The organism is Actinopolymorpha sp. NPDC004070 (assembly GCF_040610475.1).
In the GTDB taxonomy this organism is placed as follows: Bacteria; Actinomycetota; Actinomycetes; order Propionibacteriales; family Actinopolymorphaceae; genus Actinopolymorpha.
On record NZ_JBEXMJ010000003.1, the window covers coordinates 347,556 to 370,366 of the forward strand.

At 69.7% G+C, this 22,811-nt stretch carries 18 protein-coding genes and 2 pseudogenes; 6 read left to right on the plus strand and 14 right to left on the minus strand.

Annotation, left to right across the window (positions count from 1 at the left end):
• Nucleotides 1-16: 16 nt before the first annotated feature.
• The 11 genes from ABZV93_RS08055 to ABZV93_RS08105 form a co-directional block, all read right to left on the minus strand.
• Nucleotides 17-1,123 (minus strand): hypothetical protein, encoded by a 1,107-nt coding sequence (locus ABZV93_RS08055; RefSeq protein WP_354932256.1) that lies wholly within the window; start codon nucleotides 1,121-1,123, stop codon nucleotides 17-19.
• Nucleotides 1,116-1,382, minus strand: a complete 267-nt coding sequence (locus ABZV93_RS08060; RefSeq protein WP_354932258.1) for a hypothetical protein — start codon at nucleotides 1,380-1,382, stop codon at nucleotides 1,116-1,118. Before ABZV93_RS08060 ends, ABZV93_RS08055 begins: the two co-directional genes overlap by 8 nt.
• On the minus strand, nucleotides 1,379-2,017 hold the full coding sequence (locus ABZV93_RS08065; protein ID WP_354932260.1) for a hypothetical protein: 639 nt from the start codon (nucleotides 2,015-2,017) through the stop codon (nucleotides 1,379-1,381). Before ABZV93_RS08065 ends, ABZV93_RS08060 begins: the two co-directional genes overlap by 4 nt.
• Entirely contained in the window at nucleotides 2,011-2,196 is a 186-nt protein-coding gene (locus ABZV93_RS08070; protein ID WP_354932262.1) for a hypothetical protein, read from the minus strand. Before ABZV93_RS08070 ends, ABZV93_RS08065 begins: the two co-directional genes overlap by 7 nt.
• Nucleotides 2,193-4,256 (minus strand): ATP-binding protein, encoded by a 2,064-nt coding sequence (locus tag ABZV93_RS08075; protein WP_354932263.1) that lies wholly within the window; start codon nucleotides 4,254-4,256, stop codon nucleotides 2,193-2,195. The genes ABZV93_RS08070 and ABZV93_RS08075 overlap by 4 nt, the downstream gene beginning before the upstream one ends.
• Nucleotides 4,253-5,428, minus strand: coding sequence for a DUF4255 domain-containing protein (locus ABZV93_RS08080; RefSeq protein ID WP_354932265.1), 1,176 nt, complete (start codon nucleotides 5,426-5,428; stop codon nucleotides 4,253-4,255). Before ABZV93_RS08080 ends, ABZV93_RS08075 begins: the two co-directional genes overlap by 4 nt.
• The gene (locus ABZV93_RS08085; protein ID WP_354932267.1) at nucleotides 5,425-6,009 is read right to left on the minus strand and encodes a hypothetical protein; all 585 of its coding nucleotides are present in this window, start codon (nucleotides 6,007-6,009) and stop codon (nucleotides 5,425-5,427) included. The genes ABZV93_RS08080 and ABZV93_RS08085 overlap by 4 nt, the downstream gene beginning before the upstream one ends.
• A 458-nt stretch (nucleotides 6,010-6,467) precedes the next feature.
• Nucleotides 6,468-7,211: a hypothetical protein gene (locus tag ABZV93_RS08090; protein ID WP_354932269.1), complete on the minus strand. Its 744-nt coding sequence runs from the start codon at nucleotides 7,209-7,211 to the stop codon at nucleotides 6,468-6,470.
• 6 nt (nucleotides 7,212-7,217) lie between these two features.
• A complete protein-coding gene (locus ABZV93_RS08095; protein ID WP_354932271.1) occupies nucleotides 7,218-7,721 on the minus strand; it encodes a phage tail protein in 504 nt (167 codons plus the stop codon).
• A 6-nt stretch (nucleotides 7,722-7,727) separates the two neighbouring features.
• The gene (locus tag ABZV93_RS08100) at nucleotides 7,728-9,623 is read right to left on the minus strand and encodes a phage tail sheath subtilisin-like domain-containing protein (RefSeq protein ID WP_354932273.1); all 1,896 of its coding nucleotides are present in this window, start codon (nucleotides 9,621-9,623) and stop codon (nucleotides 7,728-7,730) included.
• Between the two features lie 181 nt (nucleotides 9,624-9,804).
• On the minus strand, nucleotides 9,805-10,545 hold the full coding sequence (locus tag ABZV93_RS08105) for a BTAD domain-containing putative transcriptional regulator (RefSeq protein ID WP_354932275.1): 741 nt from the start codon (nucleotides 10,543-10,545) through the stop codon (nucleotides 9,805-9,807).
• A 1,279-nt stretch (nucleotides 10,546-11,824) separates the two neighbouring features.
• Between ABZV93_RS08105 and ABZV93_RS08110 the strand changes: the two are divergent.
• From ABZV93_RS08110 to ABZV93_RS08125, 4 genes and pseudogenes are all read left to right on the plus strand, one after another.
• Nucleotides 11,825-12,004: pseudogene (locus ABZV93_RS08110) on the plus strand (2Fe-2S iron-sulfur cluster-binding protein); the annotation flags it as partial.
• Nucleotides 12,005-12,070: 66 nt separating this feature from the next.
• Nucleotides 12,071-12,361 carry a 2Fe-2S iron-sulfur cluster-binding protein gene (locus tag ABZV93_RS08115; protein WP_354932579.1) on the plus strand — a complete coding sequence of 97 codons (291 nt, stop codon included), beginning with the start codon at nucleotides 12,071-12,073 and terminating at the stop codon, nucleotides 12,359-12,361.
• The gene (locus tag ABZV93_RS08120) at nucleotides 12,358-13,350 is read left to right on the plus strand and encodes a xanthine dehydrogenase family protein subunit M (RefSeq protein ID WP_354932277.1); all 993 of its coding nucleotides are present in this window, start codon (nucleotides 12,358-12,360) and stop codon (nucleotides 13,348-13,350) included. Before ABZV93_RS08115 ends, ABZV93_RS08120 begins: the two co-directional genes overlap by 4 nt.
• A gap of 79 nt (nucleotides 13,351-13,429) precedes the next feature.
• Nucleotides 13,430-15,517 (plus strand): xanthine dehydrogenase family protein molybdopterin-binding subunit, encoded by a 2,088-nt coding sequence (locus ABZV93_RS08125; protein WP_354932581.1) that lies wholly within the window; start codon nucleotides 13,430-13,432, stop codon nucleotides 15,515-15,517.
• Nucleotides 15,518-15,587: 70 nt separating this feature from the next.
• Here ABZV93_RS08125 and ABZV93_RS08130 read toward each other — a convergent pair whose 3' ends face one another.
• Nucleotides 15,588-15,884, minus strand: a complete 297-nt coding sequence (locus tag ABZV93_RS08130; protein WP_354932279.1) for a hypothetical protein — start codon at nucleotides 15,882-15,884, stop codon at nucleotides 15,588-15,590.
• A gap of 457 nt (nucleotides 15,885-16,341) precedes the next feature.
• On the opposite strand from ABZV93_RS08130, the gene ABZV93_RS08135 reads away from it, so the two are divergent.
• Nucleotides 16,342-17,643, plus strand: coding sequence for a serine hydrolase (locus ABZV93_RS08135; RefSeq protein ID WP_354932281.1), 1,302 nt, complete (start codon nucleotides 16,342-16,344; stop codon nucleotides 17,641-17,643).
• Nucleotides 17,644-17,768: 125 nt separating this feature from the next.
• Nucleotides 17,769-18,595: pseudogene (locus ABZV93_RS08140) on the plus strand (transposase); the annotation flags it as partial.
• A gap of 801 nt (nucleotides 18,596-19,396) precedes the next feature.
• On the opposite strand, the gene ABZV93_RS08145 reads toward ABZV93_RS08140, so the two are convergent.
• Nucleotides 19,397-20,227, minus strand: a complete 831-nt coding sequence (locus ABZV93_RS08145) for a hypothetical protein (RefSeq protein ID WP_354932283.1) — start codon at nucleotides 20,225-20,227, stop codon at nucleotides 19,397-19,399.
• Nucleotides 20,228-21,150: 923 nt separating this feature from the next.
• Complete coding sequence (locus tag ABZV93_RS08150; RefSeq protein ID WP_354932285.1) at nucleotides 21,151-21,645, minus strand: GAF domain-containing protein; 495 nt, start codon at nucleotides 21,643-21,645, stop codon at nucleotides 21,151-21,153.
• Nucleotides 21,646-22,811 lie beyond the last annotated feature (1,166 nt).

Genomic DNA, 22,811 nt, shown 5'->3' on the forward strand with positions numbered 1-22,811 from the left:
GCGTCCCGTCCCGCGCTCACAGCGACACCGAAAGGCCGGCCGCCGCCGCGAGCGCCCCCAGTCCGGTCGCCGCGCCGGAACTGCCGTCGCCCAGCGCGTTCCGGGTGAGGCTGAGGGCCTGGGTGTGCCCGGCCGGGCTGATCGTGTGGCGTACGGACTTGACCAGCCACAGCCCCGACACCATCGACCCGAGCCCGCGTACGGTCACCGTCCTGCGCGCCCGCAGCAGCGGCATCGACGGGGCCGAGATGGTCACCGACAAGGTCGCCCCGAACGCCGACGACTCGGCCAGCACCTGCGCCGCTTGTTCGGGCGGCAGCCGTCCAGGCAGGTCGTGTTCGTCGCGCAGCACGGTGGTGGCCCCGCCCAGCGAGATCGGCCCCATCTTGTGTCCGGTGCCGTCGTTGCTGGCGACCTGCTGCTGGGACTGCCCCTCCGCGCTGTGGGTGACGTTGACCTTCTGCCCGGACACCAGTTGGACGCTGACGGACGCGGTGCCGCCGAGCGCGCCGTAACCCAGGTCGAGTGTCGCCTGGGGTGCGGCCAAGGGGTCGGTACGATCGAAGACCCCGACCAGCCGGCCGTGCTCGCTGGTGACGTAGACGTCGAAGTCGTTGCGTGCGGCGAGGGTCTTCAGGTACGCCCAGTCAGTCGCGCGCTGGTGCGGGGTGAAGGTGTCCGTGCCGTCCGGCTGCGGGGTGGTGCCGACGCGGGGCGTACAGATGGTGCCGAGCAGGGTGGTCGCGATGTTCGCGTCGCTGACCCCGCCCCAGGCCTTGTCGTGCTCCTCGCGGTCCAGGTCGGCGCTCGCGTCCAGGCCCGCGATGGTCAGCGAGGACAGGGCTCCCGCCTGCAGCGACCAGGCGGCACTGGTCGCCCGCGCCGGTACGACGAGTTCGTCCTGACCGCGGGTGATCGCGACCTGGAACGGCGCGAACGGACCGACCAGCGCGTCCAGCGGACTCGTCCAGTCGCTGCGATCGCTCACCCGGGCGGTGACCACCACGCTCACCTGGGTCTGGGCGCCCATCGCCTCGCTCACGTCGACGCTCTGCACGCTGTCGAGCGCGTTCGAGGGCAGCGGCTTGCCGCCCACCGAGACGACGACCGAGGTGTCACTCATCGGGGATCCCGATGGTGGTGCCCGGCTCGGAGTCGCGCAGGGCGTCGGCGTACGGGTTGGTGTCGGCGATCCGCCACCAGCCGGTGCTGTCGCCGAGCGCGGTCGCGGCCAGCAGGTCGAGCCGGTCACCTGCGCGGGCGGTGTAGACGAGGGCGGCCGGAACCGCGGCGGCGATCCGTGGCACGCCCATCGCACGGGCCGGACCCTGGTCCTGCGGCACCGTGATCGTCGTCTGGCCGGCGTAGCGGGAGGCGGTCACAACATCAGCTCCACACCCTGGGCGACGCCGGCGACGGCGAGGGTGCTGCGCACCGCCTGGTACGCCTGCGCCATGAAGCCGGCCAGCTTGAGGTTGCTGTCGAGGTCTGCGGGCCGGAGGACGGTCAGCCCGAGGTCCACCGTCGCCTGCACCGGGAGCAGACCCGCGTTGAAGCCGGTCTCGTGAGCGGAGAACGACGTTATCCGGACCGGCACGATCCGGGTGGGGCTCCAGGCCATGACGACGAGCGGGAGGGATGGCGCGGGGATAGGGCCGCCGCCCCCACCGCCGCCGCGAAGCGCCGAGACCGCTCCGGCCAGCGCACCACCGACGGCGCCGAGGACGCCCAGCTTCCCGGCCGGCTCCATCATCGCCTCGATCGTGGCCAGCAGCGGCTGCACGCCCATCACGCCGCTGATCGGTTTGTCCACGGCGTCGACCGCGTCGAGTTCGATCTTCAAGGTGTACGCCTCGGCCGGTGGTCCCGCGACCCGCAGCGCCGGCCCGCCCTGCTGCCCGGCCGCCACGGTGAGCGTGCGGGTGATCTCGGCGGGGTTGTACTGGAACGGCGCCATCGTCGGCACCAGCCCGATGTCCGGGTCGGAAAACGACAGCAGCATCCCGCGCATCAGCATGCCGGATCTCCCTTCTGTGTAAGGGACTTCGCGGAGGTGACGGCGTCGGCGACCGCCTGTCCGAGGGCGGGCTCGGGTCCGGGCCGGCCGGCCAGCGCCGCCTCGATGCCGGGTCGGATCAGGCCCGGTACGGGCGCCGTCGGCACCGTCACGTCCAGTCGGGCGATGTGCTCGCTCATCGGGCTGCTCCTCGGTACGCCTCGCGATTGGTGTCTCGGTTCGTCTCGCGGTACGCCTCCCGGTACGCCGGCCAGCCGCGGCCGCTCTTCTCCAGTTCGCGCCGCACGGCCCGGTGCAGGTCGACTTCGGTGACGGCCGCACGTCCGTCGTCGGCGGCGAACACCAACGCCGCCAGCGCGGCCGACCGGATCGAGGACGGTGACAGTTCGGCCGCTGCGACCTGGGTCAACGGCCGTGCGTCCGGGTCGGCCAGCCGTCCGTCCGGCAGCAGCCGCGCCCAGACCTGCTCCCGGGCGAGGTGGTCGGGCAACTCGAACCGGACGGTCAGCCGCAGCCGGCGACCGAACCCGTCGTCCAGCGCGGCCGGCCGGTTGCTGGTCAGGACGACCAGGCCCTCGTGGAGTTCGATCCGCTGCAGCAGGTGGTCGATCTCGAGGTTGGCGTACCGGTCGCGGGCGTCGTTGACCTCGGCCCGGCGCCCGAACAGCCCCTCGGCCTCGTCGAACAACAGCACCGCGCCGGCCCGGCCGGCCTCGGTCAGCAGCCGGTCCAGGTTGCGCGAGGTCTCACCCAGCCACTTGCTCACCACCTGGGCCAGGTCGACCAGCCACAGGTCGCGGTCCAGCTCGGCGGCGAGCGCCTCGGTCGCCGCCGTCTTGCCGGTACCACTCGGCCCGTGCAGGAGCGCCACGACGCCACGTCCGCGCACCCCACCACTCGGCAGCGCGGCCAGGGCCTCGTGGCTGTGCCGGGCATGGGCGAGTACGTCGAGCAGGCCGGCCCTGGTGGTCGGCGGCAGCACCAGGTCGTCGAGTCGGTGCGCGGGCGGTACCAGCCGGGTCAGGTCGCCGAGCCGGTGCTGGGGGTGCCGGCGTACCGCGGTGTGCAGATCCGCAACGGTCAGGTGGCGGCGCTGCACCCTGGCCGCCGCTCGGGCGGTCTCGTGCAACTGCGCGACCGTGGCCTCGGTGAGCCTCATCCGGGCAGCCAGTTGACCGGCCGCGGAGGTGTCCAGTCCGGACTGGCCGAGAGCAAGGCGCCAGGCCCTGGTCACCCCGGCCGGGTCGATCGCGGCGACGTCAAGCACCTGCCAGCCGGGCGGGGAACCCACACCGGGCCCGGTCACGCGAAGCAGCGCCGTGTCGGCGACCTCTCCGCCTTCCGACGCCGATGCCGCCGAGGACGTCGACTGCGACGAGTCCGACGTCCACGGGAGTACAAGCCCGAGCCGCTCCAGCAGCCTGGTCTCGGCGGCCGGTCGGGTGCGGCCGTCGTCGAGTGCGCGGCCGAGTCGGGCGGCGACCGCCCGCGCCAGCACGGGTCCGTCGTCGAGATCGGCACAGCGCAGGCCGACCCGGTGCCCGGCCCGAATCAGGGCGCAGGCCTCATCGGCTGCGGGGCGCAGCCGGCCGGGCAGAGCCGTGGAGATCTCCGGTGGAGGCCGCCAACCGTCCATCAACAGCCCGGCCGTCGCGGTCAGGCGTGCCGGCGCGGCCGCGTCGGCCATCGGCGCGAGCAACCCGAGCGCGACCGGCCCGCTGTCGGCCGGCAGCGCCAACGGCACCTGCATGCCGTACGGCTCCAGCAGCAGCCGCAGTGCCGCCAGGGTCGGGTAGCGCCGGGCCGGGTCGTCGTGAACCCAGCCGAAGGCGGACGCCAACTGCGGATCCGCCACCGCCCACCACGCCGCCGCCAGCACCGTCTCGGCACTGCGGGACAGACCGAGTTCGCCGAACAGCGGCAGCGCCCCGTCCAGAGGATCGTCGCCCGGCCCGGTCACCCCCGCCGGTCGCAGCCCGATGCCGGCCGCGGTGGCCTGCTCGGGTCGACGCGGGTACGTCTCCGGAACGCTGTCGGCGTCGCCGTCCCACGCCTCGCGGTACTGACCCATCAGGTGGACGAACGCCTCGCGCAGCAACCTCAGGTGGCCGACCGACCGTTGCGCGGGGGTGAGGTCACCGGCCGGTTCGGCGATCGTCGGCTCGCCGTCGTCGGCCACCTGGGCCAAGGCCCTCATGGCGCTCACCGAACTCCCGTTCGTGCCGTTGGTGGCGTTCATGGCGCCACCGCCAGAGGACGGGGGCGGCCGGTGATCGTGCCCGACTCCACGCTGACCGCAACGGTGCCGCCGGCGAAAGCCGCCACCGCCGCCGGCACGGTGACGGTCACGGTCGCGGGATCCACGAAGGTGTACGCAACGGCGATCCCGCCGAAGGTGACCCGGCCCTCATGGCGCACGTGCGCGACCGTCAGTGTGGCCGGTTGGCCCGGCAGCAGTGGACCTGATGCGCCGAGCACCGCCGGGGCCACGGTGAGCGCGGCACCCGCAGTACCTGCCGGCAGGCCGGAGGCGACGTTGCTGACATCGAGCGCCCGTCGGCCCGGCACCAGTTCCGGGTCGGGCAGGGTGACGGTCAGGCCGGTGCTGGTAGGGAGCGCGGTCAGCGTCCAGGGTTCGCCGCTGCCGGTGGCCGACGGGTCCGGCGGGTCGTCGGCCAGCCGCGACAGCGTGACCCGTACGTCCGGGCCCGCACCGGTGACCGCGATCGACACCTGGTCGCCGAACGACGCTGTCGCCGGCGCGACGCCGATGATCCGTGGGCCGGGCGACGGGCTGACCGCGATCCGCCGCTCCTGCACAGGCGGCCCCGGCGCGAACGGCACCGGGGACGGCACGATGACCAGGCTCACCTGGTACGCCACCGACAGCCGCAATGACTTCAGGCCGCTGGCCCACAGGCCGGTGATGGTCTCCAGCGGGACCGCGTCCATGACGATCCGCAGCGGCTCGACCAGGCCGTCCAGAGCGGTGCCGGTGACCTGGCGTACCGTCCGCACCGGGCTGGCGGTGATCTGGGTGTCCGGGCCGAGCAGCGCGCGTTCGTTCAGCAGCATCATCACCGCGGTGAGCGCGTCGTGGGCGGGCGGCACCTCGTTGCCGGTGGCGTTGAGCTCGCCCGGGTCGGCCGACAGCAGGTAGTGCAGCGTCAGCGCGAGCGGTGGCCGGCCGCGTCGGGACCGCCACCCCGTCTGCGGCGGTTCCATGTTGGCCAGCGCCGGTGCAGGCGTGATCCGGTAAAGGAACCAGTTGAGCCGGGCACTGGTGTCCTTCGGCCGGTCGAGCGGCCCGGTGCTCACCCCGATGCCAGTGCCGACGGCGTCCCGGGTCATCGCCACCAGCACGTCGTCCACGCCGGACAGGACGGGGGCCGGGGTGGGTAGCACGCTCATCGTGCACCCGGCCCGGCCGGACGGCGGGCGGTCAGCCCGGCCGCGTAAGGAGCGAGCAGAGCGAGGGGATCGGCCGGCGCCCGCTCCGGTCCCGCCTCGTGGACATGGATCTCGCCGATCGTCACCGGCGGCTGGACCGAACGCGCATGCGCCTGCGCGAGCTGGGCGGCGCGTTCGGCCTGGGCGGCGGCTTGTTCGGCGCGGTGCGCGGCGCTGTCCCGCGCCGCTGCCTCAGGGTCGTGGCCCCGCACTGGGACGAGCGTCCGGCCGGTCGGCCGGTGCGGGGTCTGGCCGGGCTCCTCCGTCGGGGTTGTCGAGGTTGTCGGGGTTGGCCGGTCGCGCCGGGCCCGATCCAGCAGGGCTGCCACCGCGGCGAGTTCCGTCGAGGACGCCGAGCCGGCCGGTGGGGGCCAACCGGCCGCCGACGTACGGGCGGAGTCGTCGGCGCGCGACGAGACCATGCCGGTTGTCGCGGCGGGGTCGTCCGGTGTGGACGTGACGGCCGGCGCAGGCGATCCGGGTGATGCGGACTCGCGCTGCCGCAACCGGGCCGCGAACCTGCCGCCCGGCCGGCTCGTCACCTGGTCAGCCGACGCCGGACGCGGCACCGGTCGCGGCTCGGAGCGCGGCCCGGACTCGCCGGGCCGTTCGACGCGTACGGACGTGACCGCAGCGGGCCGATCGGCTGATGCGGTCGGCGTGGTGGGGGCCGGCGCGGTCGGTCGGGTCGCCGGCGAGGAGCGGCCATCGGTACGCACGGAAGGAACCGCTTCCTGCGCGCCAGGCAGATCCGGGCCGAGCGCCCAGCCGCCTGGCGTCTCCTCTGGCCCGCTCCGATCAGGCCGCTCGGCGACGTCCGCCGTCAGCGCCGTCTCGCTCAGTGAGGCCGGCAGCGCACTCGCGGCCGGTCGCCGGGCCCGCCCGGTCAGCGCGCGCACCGCCGCCGACGCCCCCGAAGCCGACGTGCCTGCCCTCGACTGACCTGCCTCCGTCTCACCTGCCTCCGTCTCACCTGCCTCCGTCTGCTCCGGCCCGGGTTTCACGGCGCACCTCCTCCGGCCAGGGCGGCCAGGCGCACCCGCCGCCTCTCCGGCAACGCCTCGATGGTGGCCAGGTCCCAGCCGTACCGCGACGCGATCAGGTGCACCTCGACGTCCACGTCGGCGACCGCGCGCGCCACCGCACTCACCACCAGGTGCTGTACGTCGACCACCAGTGAGACCGGTCCGGAGCACCGGACGCACGCGACCTGCACCTGCCCGCACAGGGACTGTTCGGCCACGTCGAGGGCGGTCTCGTCCCGTACGCGGTGCGCGGCCGGTCCAACCGCGCAGCGCCGCAGCAGTTCGGCACCCGCCTCGGCGGCGTCGGCGGGCAGCCCAGCCAGGTCGGTCGCGACCGGTTCCCGTACGCCGGCCCCCGGACCGCACCACGCCCAGCGCGGCTCGTATGGCGGAACGTCGTCCGCGCCGAGCGGGAGTTCGTTCAGCTCGCCGCATCCGGTGCAGCGGGCCACCACCTCCAGGTCGTGGCCCAGCACCGCACGGTGCGCCAGCAGCAGCACGCGGTCCAGCAGGCCAACCGGCAGCGCGGCCGGGTCGGTGACGCCGCACTCGGCGAGCAGGACGAGGACCTCGTCCAGTTCGGTGCCGGCCTCACCGAACAGCCGGGCCAGGCTCATTCGCGACGGCGCGGCCAGTGCGTGTGGCAGCCCGAGTGGTAGCCCGGTCAGCAGGCCGGTCGCCGTTCCCGGCGGCTGCGGCAGGTCGTCGCGGTCGGGCATGTCGACCTAGACCACGAGTTCCTTGGGCTCGGTCACCGACGTGTCGCGCTCCCAACCCTCCAACTCGATCTTGATCGACTGGATGGCGACCGCTGCGGTGGCGGCGTCCAGCGCGGGCAGTGCGGTGTACTCCGAGACCCAGCAGCGGTAGAGGTGGTAACTCAGCACCAACTGGTTGGCCTCGTTGAAGACGTCGACGGTGACGTCCTTGCGGAAGTCCGGCAGGGAGATGCCCGGGGCCGTGTAGCTCGCGACCTTGTTCGCCCAGGCCTCGAACGCCGGGTCGTGCGTCACCCCCCGGTCGAACTGCACCGACGTGTACGTGGTCAGCCCGGGGCTACGCCGGTCGTGCGAGGGGTCCCCGCCGACCCGATGGCTCACCGGAGCAGTGGTGCGGGTCAGCGGCCCCATCTTCGACAGCCCCGCGACGTACTCCTTGTCCCACTTGATTCTGAACATGTGGGTCTTGTACGGGTCGTAGCGCGTGGGGTTGACGGTGAACTCGGCCATCGGACCTCAGCCCTCTCCGTTGACGAGGTGGGTGATCGTGAGGACGACGAACTCGGCCGGCTTGAGCGGCGCGAACCCGACGACGACGTTGACCCGGCCGAGGTCGATCTCGTTCTGCGGGTTCACCGTGCTGTCGCAGAGGACGAAGAAGCTGTCGGACTCGGCGCCGCTCTCCGACTGCTGGAACGCACCCTGCCGGAACAACCCGCGCATGAAGCCACCCACGGCGAGGCGCAGTTGACCCCACAGGACCGGATCGTTGGGTTCGAACACCGCGAACTGCGTGCCGAGGTAGAGGCTGGCCTCGATGTAGTCGGTCAGCCGTCGTACCGGCACGTACTTGAACGGGTCCTGGCGCACGTCCGAACCAGCGAGCGTCCGCGTGCCCCACACGACCAGGCCCGCGCCGGGGAAGCTGCGCAGGACGTTGACGCCGAAGGGGTTGAGGGCGCCCGATACCGGATCGCTGGTGGGGTACGTGACGCCGATCGCGCCGGCCACTCCGGCGGTCAGGCCCGCGGGCGCCTTCCAGATGCCGCGGGCCGCGTCGGTCCTGGCCATCACACCGGCCACCGCACCACACGGTGGCAGCCCGCCGTCCCCCGACCCGGTGGTGACCAGCCGGGGCCAGTACAGCGCGCCGTGTGCCCCCTCGGCGGCGAACAGCCCGGCCGTCGCGACCGCGTTGTCCCGGGTGACGCTCGGGGCGGGATCGACCAGCAGGAAGGCGTTCTGGTCCCGGCAGTACGCCAGGGCGGCACTCACCTGGTCGACGTTGGCCGTTGTGACGCCCGGCAGGCACAGCAGGTTGAAGCGCGGGAAGTTCAGCACCTCCAGCGCGTTCATCCCCTGCCCGGCGGCGGGGCTGACGATGGCGTCGGCGGTCACCGCCGAACCGTCGTCGCCCCCGGTCAGCCCGGCGGCCGCGGCGACGGCGGGACGGTCGGCGGCGCTGCCGGAGACCTCGGTGCCGCCGTGCGCGACGCCGAGGCCGAGGGGAATGCCGGCGTCGCCGGTGCCGCTGAGCCCGACCACCACGGCGCTGTCCGGGCCGGTGGTCGGGCTGGTCAGCACGAGACGGCCGGAGTCGTCGGACGCAGTGACCCCGAAGCCGTTGGCGGCGTCGTTGACGAACGCCACCAGATCCGCGGTGTCGTGGGAGTCACCAGGGTCGCCGCCGGGCCAGAGCACGTGGTCGGTGGGGGCGCCTTGGTCGACGGAGATGCGCAGAGTACGCCCGGGCAGGCCGATGATCCCCGCGGAGATGTCGGCCGCTCCCGCCGAGCGCCCGGCCGAAGCCGTGGTCTGCGTACCGGTGACGGTGGCGCTGACCAGGGCGCTGCCGGCCAGCACATCGGCGACGAACTGCGGGTTGCCCGGCGACATGGACAGCTCCGGCCAGGTCTCCTGGGCGAGCAGAGCCGCCGACCCGGCCCCGGCCGCCCACTCGGTCACCACCAAGGTGAACCGGTCGTCGGGGTTGCGGGTCGAGGCGACGACCTCGACGAAGACGCCGTTGCGGGCGGCGCCGGTGCCGGTGCCCGTGGCCCACTCGCCGCGACTGCGGGCGGTCAGGGTGACGGTGATCCCGTTGGCCGCGGGTAGCGCGCGCTTCGCGTAGTCCGCGTCGGCGGCGAGCGCGCGGACGACGATCGCCTGGCTGCCCCCGTTGGCGAAGAAGTGCGCCACCGCGTAGCCCATAGGGTTGTCACCGGTGTCGACCGGGTCCCCGAACTCACGGACGAACTCGGTGAAGCTCCCGACCGGAGTCGGGGTGTCGGGAGTGCCCTTGCGGGCCGACCCGACGAACGCGGTGACCGAGGTCGAGACCCCGGCGATCGCGTGCGAACTGGTCATCTTCTCGACGACGTACACGCCGGGATAGGTGGTCTGCACCGACATCGCAACGCCCCTCCACGTCGATGGATGCGGTGATGTTCGCAGGGCGGCGACGAGCGGACGTACGTTCCGCATGACGCGAACGTGACGCTGGCGTGATTGCGCCGTGCAGACCGCCGCTCGCGTGATGGCGTACGTGAAGGAGGCAGGGTCCGCGTGAGGTGGCGTACGAAAGGAGGCTGCGTCAGCGCGAGGTGAGCGGAACGCCCGCGCGGCTCGGGCGGGTCCGCCTGGCGGCCTCGCGTACCAGCGGCTCGGCGAGCGCCTGCAGGTCGGGGCTCGGCAGCAGGCGCAGGTCGTCCCAGAGCAGCCCGCGGTAGCGCAGGTACTGCTGCGCTGCCTGGGCCTGGTTGCCCTGAGCCAGGTGGGCCTGGATCACCAGCCGGTGCGCACTTTCCCGCAGCGGTTCCTCCCGGGCCACGAGCAGCGCGGCATTCAGTCCGGCCGCGTGGCGGCAGGCGGCGACGTGCGCGGCAGCGACCGCCTCCAGGCTGAGCAGTCGCAGCAGCCGCAGCTCTTCCCGCGCGGCCGCCAGCCAGTACTCGTCCCAGTCCGGCAGCAGGTCGCCGCCGAGCAGTCGCAGTTCCACGCCGTCGGCGCTGTCACGCTGGCCGGTGGTGATGGCGTCGATCAGGTGCCGCTGCGCCTGGGCATCGACGCTCACCCAGGATTGCAGGGACAGCCGGTTCGCCTCCCGCCGGATGAGGTCCGGAGCCAGCCGGCGGACGATGGACAGGGCTCGGCGCAGGCTGGCCGCGGCCTGGTACTGCGCGGCCTCAGGCCACAGCGCGCCGGCCACCTGGTTGCGGGTGCGGGTGTGGTCCTCGAGCGCGAGGTAGGCCACCAGTCGTTCACCGGCGTGGCCGACCTCGACTACCGAGCCGTTCGAGACGATCCGGAAGTGCCGCAGCACCTGGACCTGCAACGTAGTGGTTCCGGTACCTGGCCGCTCCGGCGCGGTTTGGACGATGACGCTCACGTGCCCCCCGCGACGTCGCAACTCAGCAGAGACGATCATAGTACGTCCGGGGCAGCGCGAGAGGGGGGAGTTGCCGATCTTCGCCGTCGGCCGTACGGGCAACTCGACAGCGCGCTCCAACACCCGCTCCACAACGACGAACGCCCCCGTCGGCCGGAGCCGGGGAGCGTTCGTCGAACGACGTGGTGTTGCGTGAATGCGCCGGGATTCGAACCCTTCAACAAAGAACACTACGAAAGCACTGAAGCACCCGAGAGCACTGAGCACAACCGGAGCGAACCAAGCCACTGCGACCATGCAGAATGACGAATTCGTTGTGAGTGTGACACGCGGCACGATCGTACGCAACGCCTGTGCCCAAACCGCCGTACGCAACGGTCTCGGCAATCTGCCAGGGTGGGCGACTACAGCCGTTCGACGCGGACGCCGCGACGTGAGTCCCGGTGCCGGGAACTCCTCGGCCGACGACCTCCTGGGCAGTCGCATCGGGGATGCTGGTCGTGTTGCGGTGAACGGCGAACCGTCGGGCCCTCGGACCCGGGTCGTCATGCCGCAGCCCATGCCGCTCGCGAGGTACCGCGCGGAAGTCTGAGTTCTGGGTGCCGGTCTTGAACTCGACCAGCACGACGCCACAGCATCGTGAAGCCGTCAGTCTCCGCTGGCTGGGGTCGCCGGTTCGAGGGGACGCCACAATCTCGTGCTGGCCGAGTTTCACGGCGACATGGCCCGGATGGCCGCCGCTTGTCGGTTGCTGTCGCTTAGCCGAATCCACCGATGATCTGTGGTTGATCGTCTCCGGTGTGGCTTGGCGGTGTGGTTGTTGTGGGGCAGGGGCTGGTGCCTGGCCTGGTTGCCAGGGTGTCCACGTTCGAGGTTCCCGGGTTGCGCCGTTGCGGCTGGGTGGTCACGGAGGACGCCAGGCGTGCGGGGACGGCGATCAGTTCGCGGCGGACGGTGGCGGGCGCCTGAAATCCGCCCCGCCGGCCAAACCACTGCGCCTTCGAGGGCCTACCGCCGGATGGAGGAATGAGAAGGTCCTGGTCCGCGGCATGAATGTCGGCGTCAAGCAGTCTTCGGCCGGGGAGTGCCGCAGGTACTTCCTTGACATTGTGACCCGTTTTGTCGATTTGCCCCGTTCCGGCTGTGTGCAGCGAACATCAGCGGATGTCCCCCTTTGGGAGGTGTCGCCGGTTCGCCGGTTGGGTACGTCGCATAAGCGTATGAAATGCCGTACGGCCAGGTGGAGATCAGTGTGGATGCCCAGATCACTGTGCGGGTCGATGGCGAGTCCCGATCGCTGATTGTGGATACGCGGACGACGTTGTTGGATGCCCTCCGGGAACGGCTTGGTGTGACCTCGCCGAAGAAGGGTTGTGACCACGGTCAGTGTGGTGCGTGCACGGTCCTGGTGAACGGGCGTCGGGCACTCACGTGTCTTGCGCTCGCGGTGGCTCATGATGGCGCGGAGATCATGACCGCGGCTGGACTCGCCGACGGTGCCGCGTTGCACGAGATGCAGCAGGCGTTCGTCGACCACGACGGGTTCCAGTGCGGGTACTGCACGCCAGGTCAGATCTGCTCGGCTGTCGGGATGCTGGACGAGGTTGAAGCCGGCCATCCGAGCCACGTCACGCGGTATCTCAACGCCGGCAACGTGGGCCTGGACGCCGAGGAGATCCGGGAACGAATGAGCGGAAACCTGTGCCGGTGCGGTGCGTACGTCAACATCGTCGCCGCCATCCGGGAGGTGGCTGAGCGTTGAGGCCGTTCGAGTACACGCGGGCGCTCGACGCGGCGACGGCGGTCGCCATCGTGTCGGAGCGACCCGGTGCCGCATTCCTGGGTGCTGGTACGAACCTCGTCGATCACATGAAGCTGGGTGTCGCGAACCCCAATCTTCTTGTCGACGTGAGGGGGCTCCCATACGACCGGATCGTGTCGCTGCCGGACGGCGGGATCAGGGTGGGTGCCGCTGTGTCGAACACTGATCTGGCGGTGGCCCCTGTCGTCCGGTCCCGCTATCCGATGCTGTCGCGGGCATTGCTCGCCGGCGCGTCGGCTCAGCTGCGGAACGTGGCGACAACTGCGGGGAATGTGATGCAGCGCACCCGGTGCGTCTACTTCCAGGACGTGAGCACCCCGTGCAACAAGCGCGAGCCCGGTGCCGGCTGTTCGGCGGTCGACGGCTTCAACCGCGACCTCGCCATTCTCGGTGCGTCCGAGCACTGTGTGGCGACTCATCCGTCGGACATGGCGGTTGCCCTGGCTGCGCTGGACGCCGCTGTCGTCGTTCTCGGTGTGGACGGTGAGCGGAGCGTTCCGGTGGCCGACTTTCATCGGCTCCCCGGCGATGAGCCACACCGGGACACGGTGCTCGCGCACGGCGAGTTGATCACGGCGATCGACCTGCCGGATGTTCCGATGGCGGCCCGTTCGACCTACCGCAAGGTGCGCGACCGTGCGTCGTACGCTTTCGCTCTGGTGTCTGTCGCGGCGGCTCTCGAGATCACCGACGGCACAGTTTCCGACGTCCGAATCGCCCTCGGGGGTGTGGCGCACAAGCCGTGGCGTGCGGCTCGAGCGGAGCAGACGCTGCGGGGCGCCCCAGCCACCGAGGACAGTTTCCGGCGGGCGGCCGACGCCGAACTCTCCGCTGCGCGGCCGCTCACTGGCAACGGGTTCAAGGTTCCGCTGGCCCGCAACACGATTGTCGCGGCGCTGCGCGACCTCGCGCGTGAGGACTCAGCATGAACCCCTGCACCCGACGGCGGCCGCCGATCAACAGTCCGCGCAGGGAGGCCCCATGACCGACATGCTCCCGCCGCGCGAGATGGGCCGGCCACTCACCAGGGTCGATGGCCTGGCCAAGGTGACCGGCACGGCGCCCTATGCGTATGAGCAGAAGGTGGACAACCCGCTCTACCTGTATCCGGTCCAGGCGACGATCGCCCGCGGGCGGATCACCGCGATCGACACGGCGGCCGCTGAGGCCTGTGATGGTGTCGCCTTCGTCCTCACGCACGAGAACGCGCCACCGCTCGCGTCCGACGCCGACCTGGAGTATTGGGTGCTCCAGTCTGATGACGTTGCCTATCGGGGCCAGTTCATAGGCGCGGTCGTCGCAGAGAGCCTCGAGATCGCTCGCGATGCGGCGACCCTGGTCCACGTGACCTATGCCGTGGAGCCGCACGACGTCGTCCTGCGAGCGGACCGCGACGACATCTACGCGCCCGACCATGTGAACCCGGGGTATCCCACGGACAGCGCGGACGGTGACGCCGATGCGGCGTTTGCCGACGCCGCGACCACGGTCGACCAGACGTACACCACGCCCACCGAGCACCACAACCCGATGGAGCCGCACACGACCGTCGCGATATGGAACCACGACGGGCTGACCATGTACGACTCGTCCCAGGGTGTGCACTCGGCCAAGGCCGCGCTGCTGCCAGTGTTCGGCCTCGACGCCGATGCGTTCCGGATCATCTCGCCATACGTGGGCGGCGGATTCGGGTCCAAGGGCATGCCCCACGCCCACAACGTGCTCGCCGGCCTGGCCGCCCGAATGGCCGGCGGCCGTCCTGTCAAGCTCACGCTGACCCGGCAGCAGATGTTCGGTCCCGCCGGGCACCGCACGCCGACCATCCAGCACATCCGGCTCGGCGCCGACGCCGATGGGCGCCTCACCGCACTCGCCCACGACGTGGTCGAGCAGACGGCGAGGTTCAAGGAGTTCGCAGAGCAGACCGCCACCCCGACCCGGATGATGTACGCGGCGCTGAACCGGCGGACCAGCCACCGGCTAGCGCGCCTCGACATTCCGGTACCCACCTGGATGCGGGCGCCGGGCGAGACGCCCGGGATGTTCGCACTCGAGGTTGCGATGGACGAGCTCGCGGTCGTCTGCGGCCTCGACCCCATCGAGCTGCGGATCCGCAACGAGCCCGAGCGCGACCCGGAGACGGGTCTGCCCTGGTCGAGCAGGAACCTCGTCGCCTGCCTTCGTGAGGGCGCCCGACGTTTCGGATGGGACTCGCGCGATCCCACACCAGGTGCGCGCCGGCGCGACGGCTGGCTGGTCGGCACAGGCGTCGCCAGCTCCACCTACCCCGCCAAACGGCTGCAGGGCTCCGTCGCCTCGATCCGAGCCGGTGGCGAAGGCCGGTACGAGGTGTCGATCGGCGCCGCGGACATCGGCACCGGCACCTGGACCACCTTGGCGCAGATCGCCGCGGACGCGCTCGAGGTACCTGTCGACGCGATCGACCTGCGCATCGGTGACACAGCGCTTCCCGCCGCCTCGGTGGCGGGTGGGTCGAGCGGCATGGCCAGCTGGGGTTCGGCGGTTGTCGCGGCTGCCCGCACTCTCCGGGATCGCAATGGGGCGAACCCGCCCGCCGGAGCCGAGGCCCGCGCCGACATGCCGGACAACCCGAATGAGAGCAAGTTCGCGATGCATGCGTTCGGTGCGCAGTTCGCTGAGGTGCGGGTGCACGCCGACACCGGCGAGATCCGGGTCCCACGAATGCTCGGGGTCTTCGCCGCCGGCCGTATCATCAACCCGGCCACCGCCCGGTCGCAGTTCATCGGCGCCATGACGATGGGCCTGTCCATGGCGCTCCACGAGGCAAGCGTGTTGGATCCACGCTTCGGCCACGTGGTCAACCATGACTTCGCCAGCTACCACATCGCCGCCCACGCCGACGTGGCAGATATCGATGCTACCTGGATCGACGAGGACGACCCCTACGTCAACCCGATGGGCTCCAAAGGCATCGGCGAGATCGGCATCGTCGGAGCCGCCGCCGCCATCGCCAACGCCGCCTACCATGCCACCGGCACGCGCTTCCGCGACCTGCCGATAACCCCGGACGCGATGGTGCCAGTAGTCGAGAACCTGGTTGACCGAACGCAGTGAGGCCATGCATCAGCACGACGTCCTGTGTCGGGAGTGCGCCCGGGAGGGTTCGAACCTCCGACGAGCCGGATTAGAAGGATCGCACGCAACGTCCAAACGCCTCACCTGCAGTTGCCGCCACGATCACCCGCACCAGCCTGTTGGCGAGCACTGGCGTTCGGCGTATCGCACCCCGCCGGGCGACGGAACGAGGGCACTGCGTTAGCGATTTCTGGCGCAGCAGCCAGCCGGTGCGGCGCTCGCCGACCCACAGCGCGTACATGTTGGCCCCGTCGACGCAGTCGATCTCCTCGACGGTGACGGCCGTGGTCTGCGCGGTGTCGAGACAGCGTCTGGCGGCCTCGTCCAACACGAAGGTCTGCACCATATGTCTTCAATGCCCGCAGGTTTGCATGCGTGGGTATGGGAGAACACGTCGTTTACAGACGGTTGGACGGGTTGGCCTTGACTGTCCATTCATGTCAACGCCAGGTTTCGCCGGCTACCGGGGTGAGGCCCCGCACGTCCTACGGAGGTCGTTCACGGTGACTCGGCGGTGCGGGAGGTGGTTGCTTGCCGCGGGGCTCCTCGCAGTGCTGGTCGGGCTCGGTAGGCCGCCGGCGCCGGCCGGGGGAGTTGATTCCGTACGAGTGAGCGCCGCGAGTGCGGATCGCGACAGGGACTTGGGGCTTCTCGGTGACTTGGGCCCTTGGGATGTGAAGCTCTCAGCGATGCGGGGCGGGCGAGGCCGCGGGACGCGGCTTGACCGTGACGTGGCGGGAGAGCCCGGCGCGGCGCCCCAGCCGGCTCGGAACGAGGCGCCCGGCGCTGAGGGTATCGACAAGGTGCGACTTGCGGCCGCGCTGAGGAAGGCGGTCGCGGAGGAGCGGTTCGCCGTCGGTCTGGTCGACCACGGCGTTCGCAACAGGCGTACGCCGGTTGTTGACGTGGCGGTGATCGAGCTTGGTCCGGATGGGCGGCCCACCGCCGTGGCGGATGTCGTACTCAGCAAGGACTACCCGCGCGGTTCCGTGGTGCCTGTGGACGACCACCTCGAGACGAGCGAGATGCGTTGGCGGCGGTGGAACACAGAGGAGTGGGAGGCCGGCTCGCCGGGATCGGTCGACGTGGTGCCTGGTCGCGAGAATGCTTCGATGGAGGCGATGTCACCGTATCCGGCCTCGGTGCTCAAGTTGATGGTGGCGTTTGGGATTCTCCGCCTGGTCGACCGCGGGGTTCTCGAGTTGGACGAGACGGTGAGATACCGACCGGCCTACAGCACCAGTGGGTGCGGAGGTCCCGGCCAGGCACAGCTGCACACGTGGCTGGATCGAATGATCACGGTCTCGGACAACCGCGCGACCTGTGTGCTGGTGAAGAAGCTGCACGACTTGGGAGAGGTGAAGCGGCTCAACGCGACGTTCCAGGATCTCGGTCTGCACACGTTGCAGATCCGCGGTACCAACCCGGCGACCGGTGGCGAATGGGTGGGGATGAGCATGACGGCGCTGGACACCGCTCGGCTGCTGCTGATCGTCGCCGACAGCGCGGGACGTGGCGGGTTGCGTTCCAGTGCACCGAGGACCGGCGCGGCAGAGGCCAGTGGCAACGCTCCCAGCGGGCCGGGGATTTTGTGGCGTACGTCGTCAGGAAGAGGGGTCACCACGAGCGTGCTGAAGCAGTCGTCTCGCGCGTACTTCGCCCGTCTGCTGGCCGCCCAGGGGCTCAACCAGGCCTTGTCGACATCCAACTGGTGCGGACGCGACTATCCTGCCCGCGGGATACCGCAGCGCGTCCCGAAGCGATGGATCGATCCGGTCGACGGCACTGTCACGGTCGGCTATCGGGTGTACGGGCAGGACGTGCGGCCTTGCAACCGGCGCGCCGAGGTCGAGTTCGCGCACAAGACCGGCCGGACCAGCCAGGCCGGCGCGGACGCCGGGATCGTGACGTCGCTACCCAGTGCGCCCGTGCGAAGGTATGTCGTCGCCGTCTTCACCAACCTCGGACTACGGTTCGCCGACGCGCACAAGCCGCCCAACCCGCCGGGAGTCTTCGCTGTCCCCTTCACGGAGAAGCTCGCCAAGCTCGGTCTGCGAATCGACCAGATCATGACAGCGCGGGCCGCTAGGAGCGTGGGTCAGTAGCACGCCAGCGGGTCCGTGATACGGACGTCGGGGGCGCGACTGAAACGTACGAGCCTGCTCGTGATCGGGGCCGATCCCAAGGCAGGTCTGCCATCCGACGCCACCGTCCGGACCTTCCTTCCGCATCCTTCGGCCACGTCCGCCAACTCGACGCGGTCGCCTCCCGGCTGCTGACCGTCCTGGCCGCGGTCACGCCGCTGGTGGCCGGGATCAACGACATTGACGACTACGCGATCGTCGACAACGACGACACGATCGTCGAGGTGCATGGTTATGCCAAGCAGGGTGCGGGGTTCGGCTACTCGGGAGTGCGCGGCCTGAATGCGCTGCTGGCCACCGTCTCGACCTCGACGGTGGCGCCGGTGATCGTGGCGCAGCGGCTGCGCAAAGGCTGGCACACGATCGCCTACCCGCATGCCGTCTACGAGGAGTCCACCGGCAAGTGGATCTCCCTGGCGCAGGTCGCCGAAGTACCGTTCCCCGCCTTCAGCGGCAAGAAAAGGAAGGGCGACCGGGAGCCTGGCCGGCTGGTGGTCCGCCGCATCCCCGACATCAACTCCACACCCGCACCCGGGCAGGACGGCCTGTTCGACATCTGGCGGTTCCACGCCTTCTTCACCACCGTGCCCGACGACATGATGAACACCGTAACTGTTGAAGGACTCAGCACTCGCGCACCTATCCCTCAGCCAGGTTCGCTGTGAACGCGGCCTGGCTCGTCCTGGCCGTGATGGCGTTCAACCTGACCCGCGCCGCGGCCACGCTCACGGGACCAGCGTTGGCCCTGGCGACCACCGCCACCATCCGCCGCAAGCCTGATTGCTGTCCCCGCACGCCTGGCATCCTCCGCCCGACGGATCGCCCTGCACCTGCCGACCACCTGCCCTGGGAAACCGCATGGAGCCGCCTGTTCACCAACACGTGCGGGCCGCCAACCCCGGCAACGACCTGACCACCCAGCCGCAACGGCGCAACCCGGGAACCTCGGACGTGGACACCCTGGCAACCACGCAAGGCGCCAGCCCCTGCCCCACAACGACCACACCGCCAACCCACACCGGAAACGATCAACCACAGATCGTCGGTGGATTCGGGCTCAGTCACCGAGGCGTCGAGAACCGCGCTCGCAGAGTCCAACGCGAAACGCCTGGAGAGGAGGTTGCACGGCGTCGTGCACCTCGGGCATGAAAGGTACATCAGGACGCGGCCGGCAACGCTCGCCGACGCGGTAGGCCAGGCATGTACAAGTCGCTGACGTGCCGGGCATCACGAGCCCGGAACAGGGACGCTGGACTGGGCGAAGCTGCTCAACGACCTCCAGGCGTCCGGCTACAGCGGTCCGCTCGGCCTCGTATACCAGCCAGCCGTGGAGTCCGTCGCATCGACGGCGGCGCTTCGCCGCATGATGGCGCAGGGTTAGAGACTGTGCTTCGACCGTGGCCGATGGCTGCGGGCTGGCCGGCCCGGTCAAGGGGGGCTTCCCGCGCAGGCATGATCTGGATGCCCACGCGGTCGAGATGCCAGCGACACATTCGCCGGTCAGAGCGGGTGCGCCTGGGACAAGTAGCCCAGGCCGGAGAACATCCGGCCTGGGATTCGTTCGCGACGGAACGTCAGTTGCCAACACCTTTGCGAACACGAACTCTGGCACGCGGTGGCGGGGAAGGGCCCACCGCTGGGATGAATCCTTTCCCCGCCACCCAGGCGCCGTCAGGTCACGTGAGGCCTGCGTGCACCAGGCTGAGCTTCGTTACTACATGCACTGTCCTCGAACCTTCGCGGCGGTATTGGGTGCGCCGACGAAGGGATTCTGGTTTCCGAAGCAGGACAGTTTCCCGCCGGCAACGTTGTTCTGTACCGTCTTGGAGCCTTCGCCGGCGTTGTCGCGGATCCGGATGTTCCCGCCGACGAGGTTGTTGAGGACATCGAGCATGTCCCCGTCGTTGGTGTAGCTGTGGGTCACCGAGAGGTTCCCCCCGACGACGGTTCCCGCGCACCCGACACTGGGGTCTCCGATCGCGATGAAGCCGGTGTTGCGCCGCAGCGAGGTGTTCCCCCCGACTCGGTTGCCGCAAAGGGCGTCCTCGATGAGGGCGTCTGGTGCAGGGCGGCCCTTCTTCATCCACACGCTGCCCCCGATCTGGTTGTCTTCTGCCTGCAGCACCGCGTGGGCGTAACTGAGCAGGTCGCCCCCGATTCTGTTGTCGGCGGCGCCCAGAATCGCGTTCTTCTTGACGATGACGTTTGCGGCCACGGCCGAGTTGGTCAGGATGCACATCTTGCCTGGCGGCACCGTGATGCTGTCGACATTCACACCGTCCAGAACCTGGTTCTTGCACTTCACATGGCCGGAGTAGCTCGACGCGTTCAGTTGCGACCGCCACTCCTGTCCGTGGGTTCGGGCCGCGATCATCGTCCGCAGGAGGCGGAGTTGTCCGTCCACACTGTGCGAGTGGTCGTGAGCCTGGACGGCGCCTTGTTGGCTGGCGAAGCCCGGCGAGGCCGACACCGCCACCGTGATCAGCGAGCTCGCGACCAGCGCGAGCGCCCTGGTCGTACGCGTGCTGCGTTTGGTTTTCCGCATGAGTATTGCCCCTCTCAACCCCAGCGGGCTCCAATGCGGAATCCTGCCCGCCGTGTGGAGCGCCTTGCCCCCATGAGCATCCCGCCCGACGACGCCCGCGGAACGCCATCGACCGAAACATCGTTGACCGAACCACCGACATCACGGCGAACCGTCAGGCACCTACTGACACACCACCGTCAGGCACCTACCGGGACAGCCCAGGACGAGCGTCTTCCTGTCGTGCGCCACTCTCATGTCCGTGCTCGTGTCATCCGTCGACGGAGGAGGAGGTGGGGGCGGTGCTCGCATGAATCGCAGAGGACCCTGCGGGTGGCTCTCGCCTCGCGTCTCGGCGAGGGCGTGTGCCAGCCAGCCGCGGGCCTCAGCCGCCGATAGCGGTGCCGTCGCTGCGAAGTCCGCCTCATCCTTGGGGCGAGCATTGATGCCCTTGTACAGAAGGACCAGCTCCGGACGCAGGTACGGGATACCGTCCGCGGTGTGTGCGATCGCCTCGGCATAGGGGCGGCGGACGTTCCTGTCTGAGGAGCAGTGCCAGTTCGCGCCGTCGTCGGGAAGCGCATCACTGTCCGTGCCTACGGATGGATGGGTCGACCGCTTCCTGCCGCCGGGGCGCAGAGTGGTGCTGTTCCCACCTGTCGCCATGCCCGAGCGGCGCAGCCAGGATGCGTAGCCCAACCGCTGATGGCTGCGCATCACGACAGCGACCTGGAAGGTCGGGTCGATGTCGATGCCCTTTGGGCCACGCCTTTGACTGCTACGTCGGCCACGTACTCCTCCCGTAGCCCCGGGGCTCGACGGATGCGCCTCGGCGAGGCTGATCCGGTCGAGCGCGCCGCGCTCGATGAGGGCATCGATCCAATGACTCTCCGACCCTCGTACCACCCAGAGCGTCTGGGGGACTCAGCCAACCGTCGGTGTCGTCAGGACCTGTGTGGCGCCGACCGCGTGACGTTGAAGCGGCGCAGGGCCGATCCGCTGAGCGACGCGATCTTCTCCAGGACCGCGAGGCAATGTGCGTTTGGAACACCCGACTGCGGCCAGTATGCACCGAGCGCTCCCACCGGCTCGCCATCGATGATTGGGCACATCATCATGCTGTGGACCGGCGTTGGTAGGTGCGCCACCTTCGCGGCCCGGCTGTCTTTGTGAATGTCAGGCGCCACAGCTGTTGTCGCATGAAGTATTGCCCAGCCGCTAAGGCATCCGTCTATCGGGAAACTCTGGCCAAGCCACAATGGGATGTCCGAGTCCACCGCTACGTGGCGGCATTGGTCCTCGTCTTTGAGGACGAAGCATACGCCTGCGGCACCGGTGAGTTCCCGAGTGGAGCGACACACTTCAGCTTGTAGATCCTCATAGGATATACACCTCTCGAAGCGTGCTTCGAGGTGACGGAATGGGTTCGCGCGATCCATGACAACCTCCCGTTCCTACTCGGAGTGTGGATTGGACGAGCCACTGTGCCGGAGGTTCAGATCCGGCCGAACGTCCATGCGGACATGCTTGGCGGGGCTCGCGCCGAGGGCGCGGTCTTCATCGGCGTCGTAGACAGCCCCGCGACACGGTCGTCTCGTCGTGGCCTAACAGCCGATTCTGGCTCGCATGTGGGAACCACTCCCATCAGACGGCCGGGCCATCAACCTGATGCAGTTCGGCAGATCCTGAACCGGCAGGTCCCGGACGCGATGTTCCGCAGTCGGATAGCGACCGTCAATTGGCATCCATGAACCCCAGCTAAGCCCGTGGGAAGCGGCCGGGCATCGCGGCTCCCACGTATTGCACCAATCTTGAGCGCCCCCACGAGGACTCCCCGGAAACCGGTATGTCCAATCACGACTGGTTCGCTCATGAGGTTATTGACGGTACTTTGACCGTCGTTTGATTCAAAAACCTTTCTTAGCCCTCGATAGTCGCCCGCATATGTCGGCTCTGCCCGGCATGGCGCCGGTGCGAGGTATGCCCGGCCGCCCTGAAGCGTCTGGCAACAAACCCGTCACCTCGCGAAGGCGATCGGTTGTAGCGACATCCAGCCCGACGAGATCAACGGAGACAATGGCGGGTGACCGAGCCGTCCGGCTCGGCGGCCACCACGACCGCCGCACGGGCCGAAAGACGATCGTGGATCTCCGACCGAAAACGGGACGCCGACGACCTTCTGCGACTGGGCTGGTTGGTGCGAAAGCTCAGGCCCGGCCACGCCGTGTCGAACACCCGACGCCGACCACATCGAGGTGCTCACTTTTCCAGTCTTCGGATGGCGTCCGCGCACCGCGGGTGCGGGTCCCGGCCGTCAGCGGCAGACGATCCCCAAATGGGAGTGCACCCGGGCGGTCCACTCACTGGACGTCCGTCTCTTGCGCCGTCAGTAGTATCAGCGTATGCGCGGGAGAATGTAGAGTCGGTTTCGGAAATGTCGCGGCCTCGCTAATGCCCCCAACGCGGCACGGTCGTGGCGCGCCCCCGAGTGGCTCCAGCGGATCGTTGAACGTCGCAGTATTCGGCGTTCGAGGCCCTGCCCTGATGATAGGGAGGCTCCGCAATGCAACACCCGCGATGCGGAGATCGTGGCCTGACTGACCAA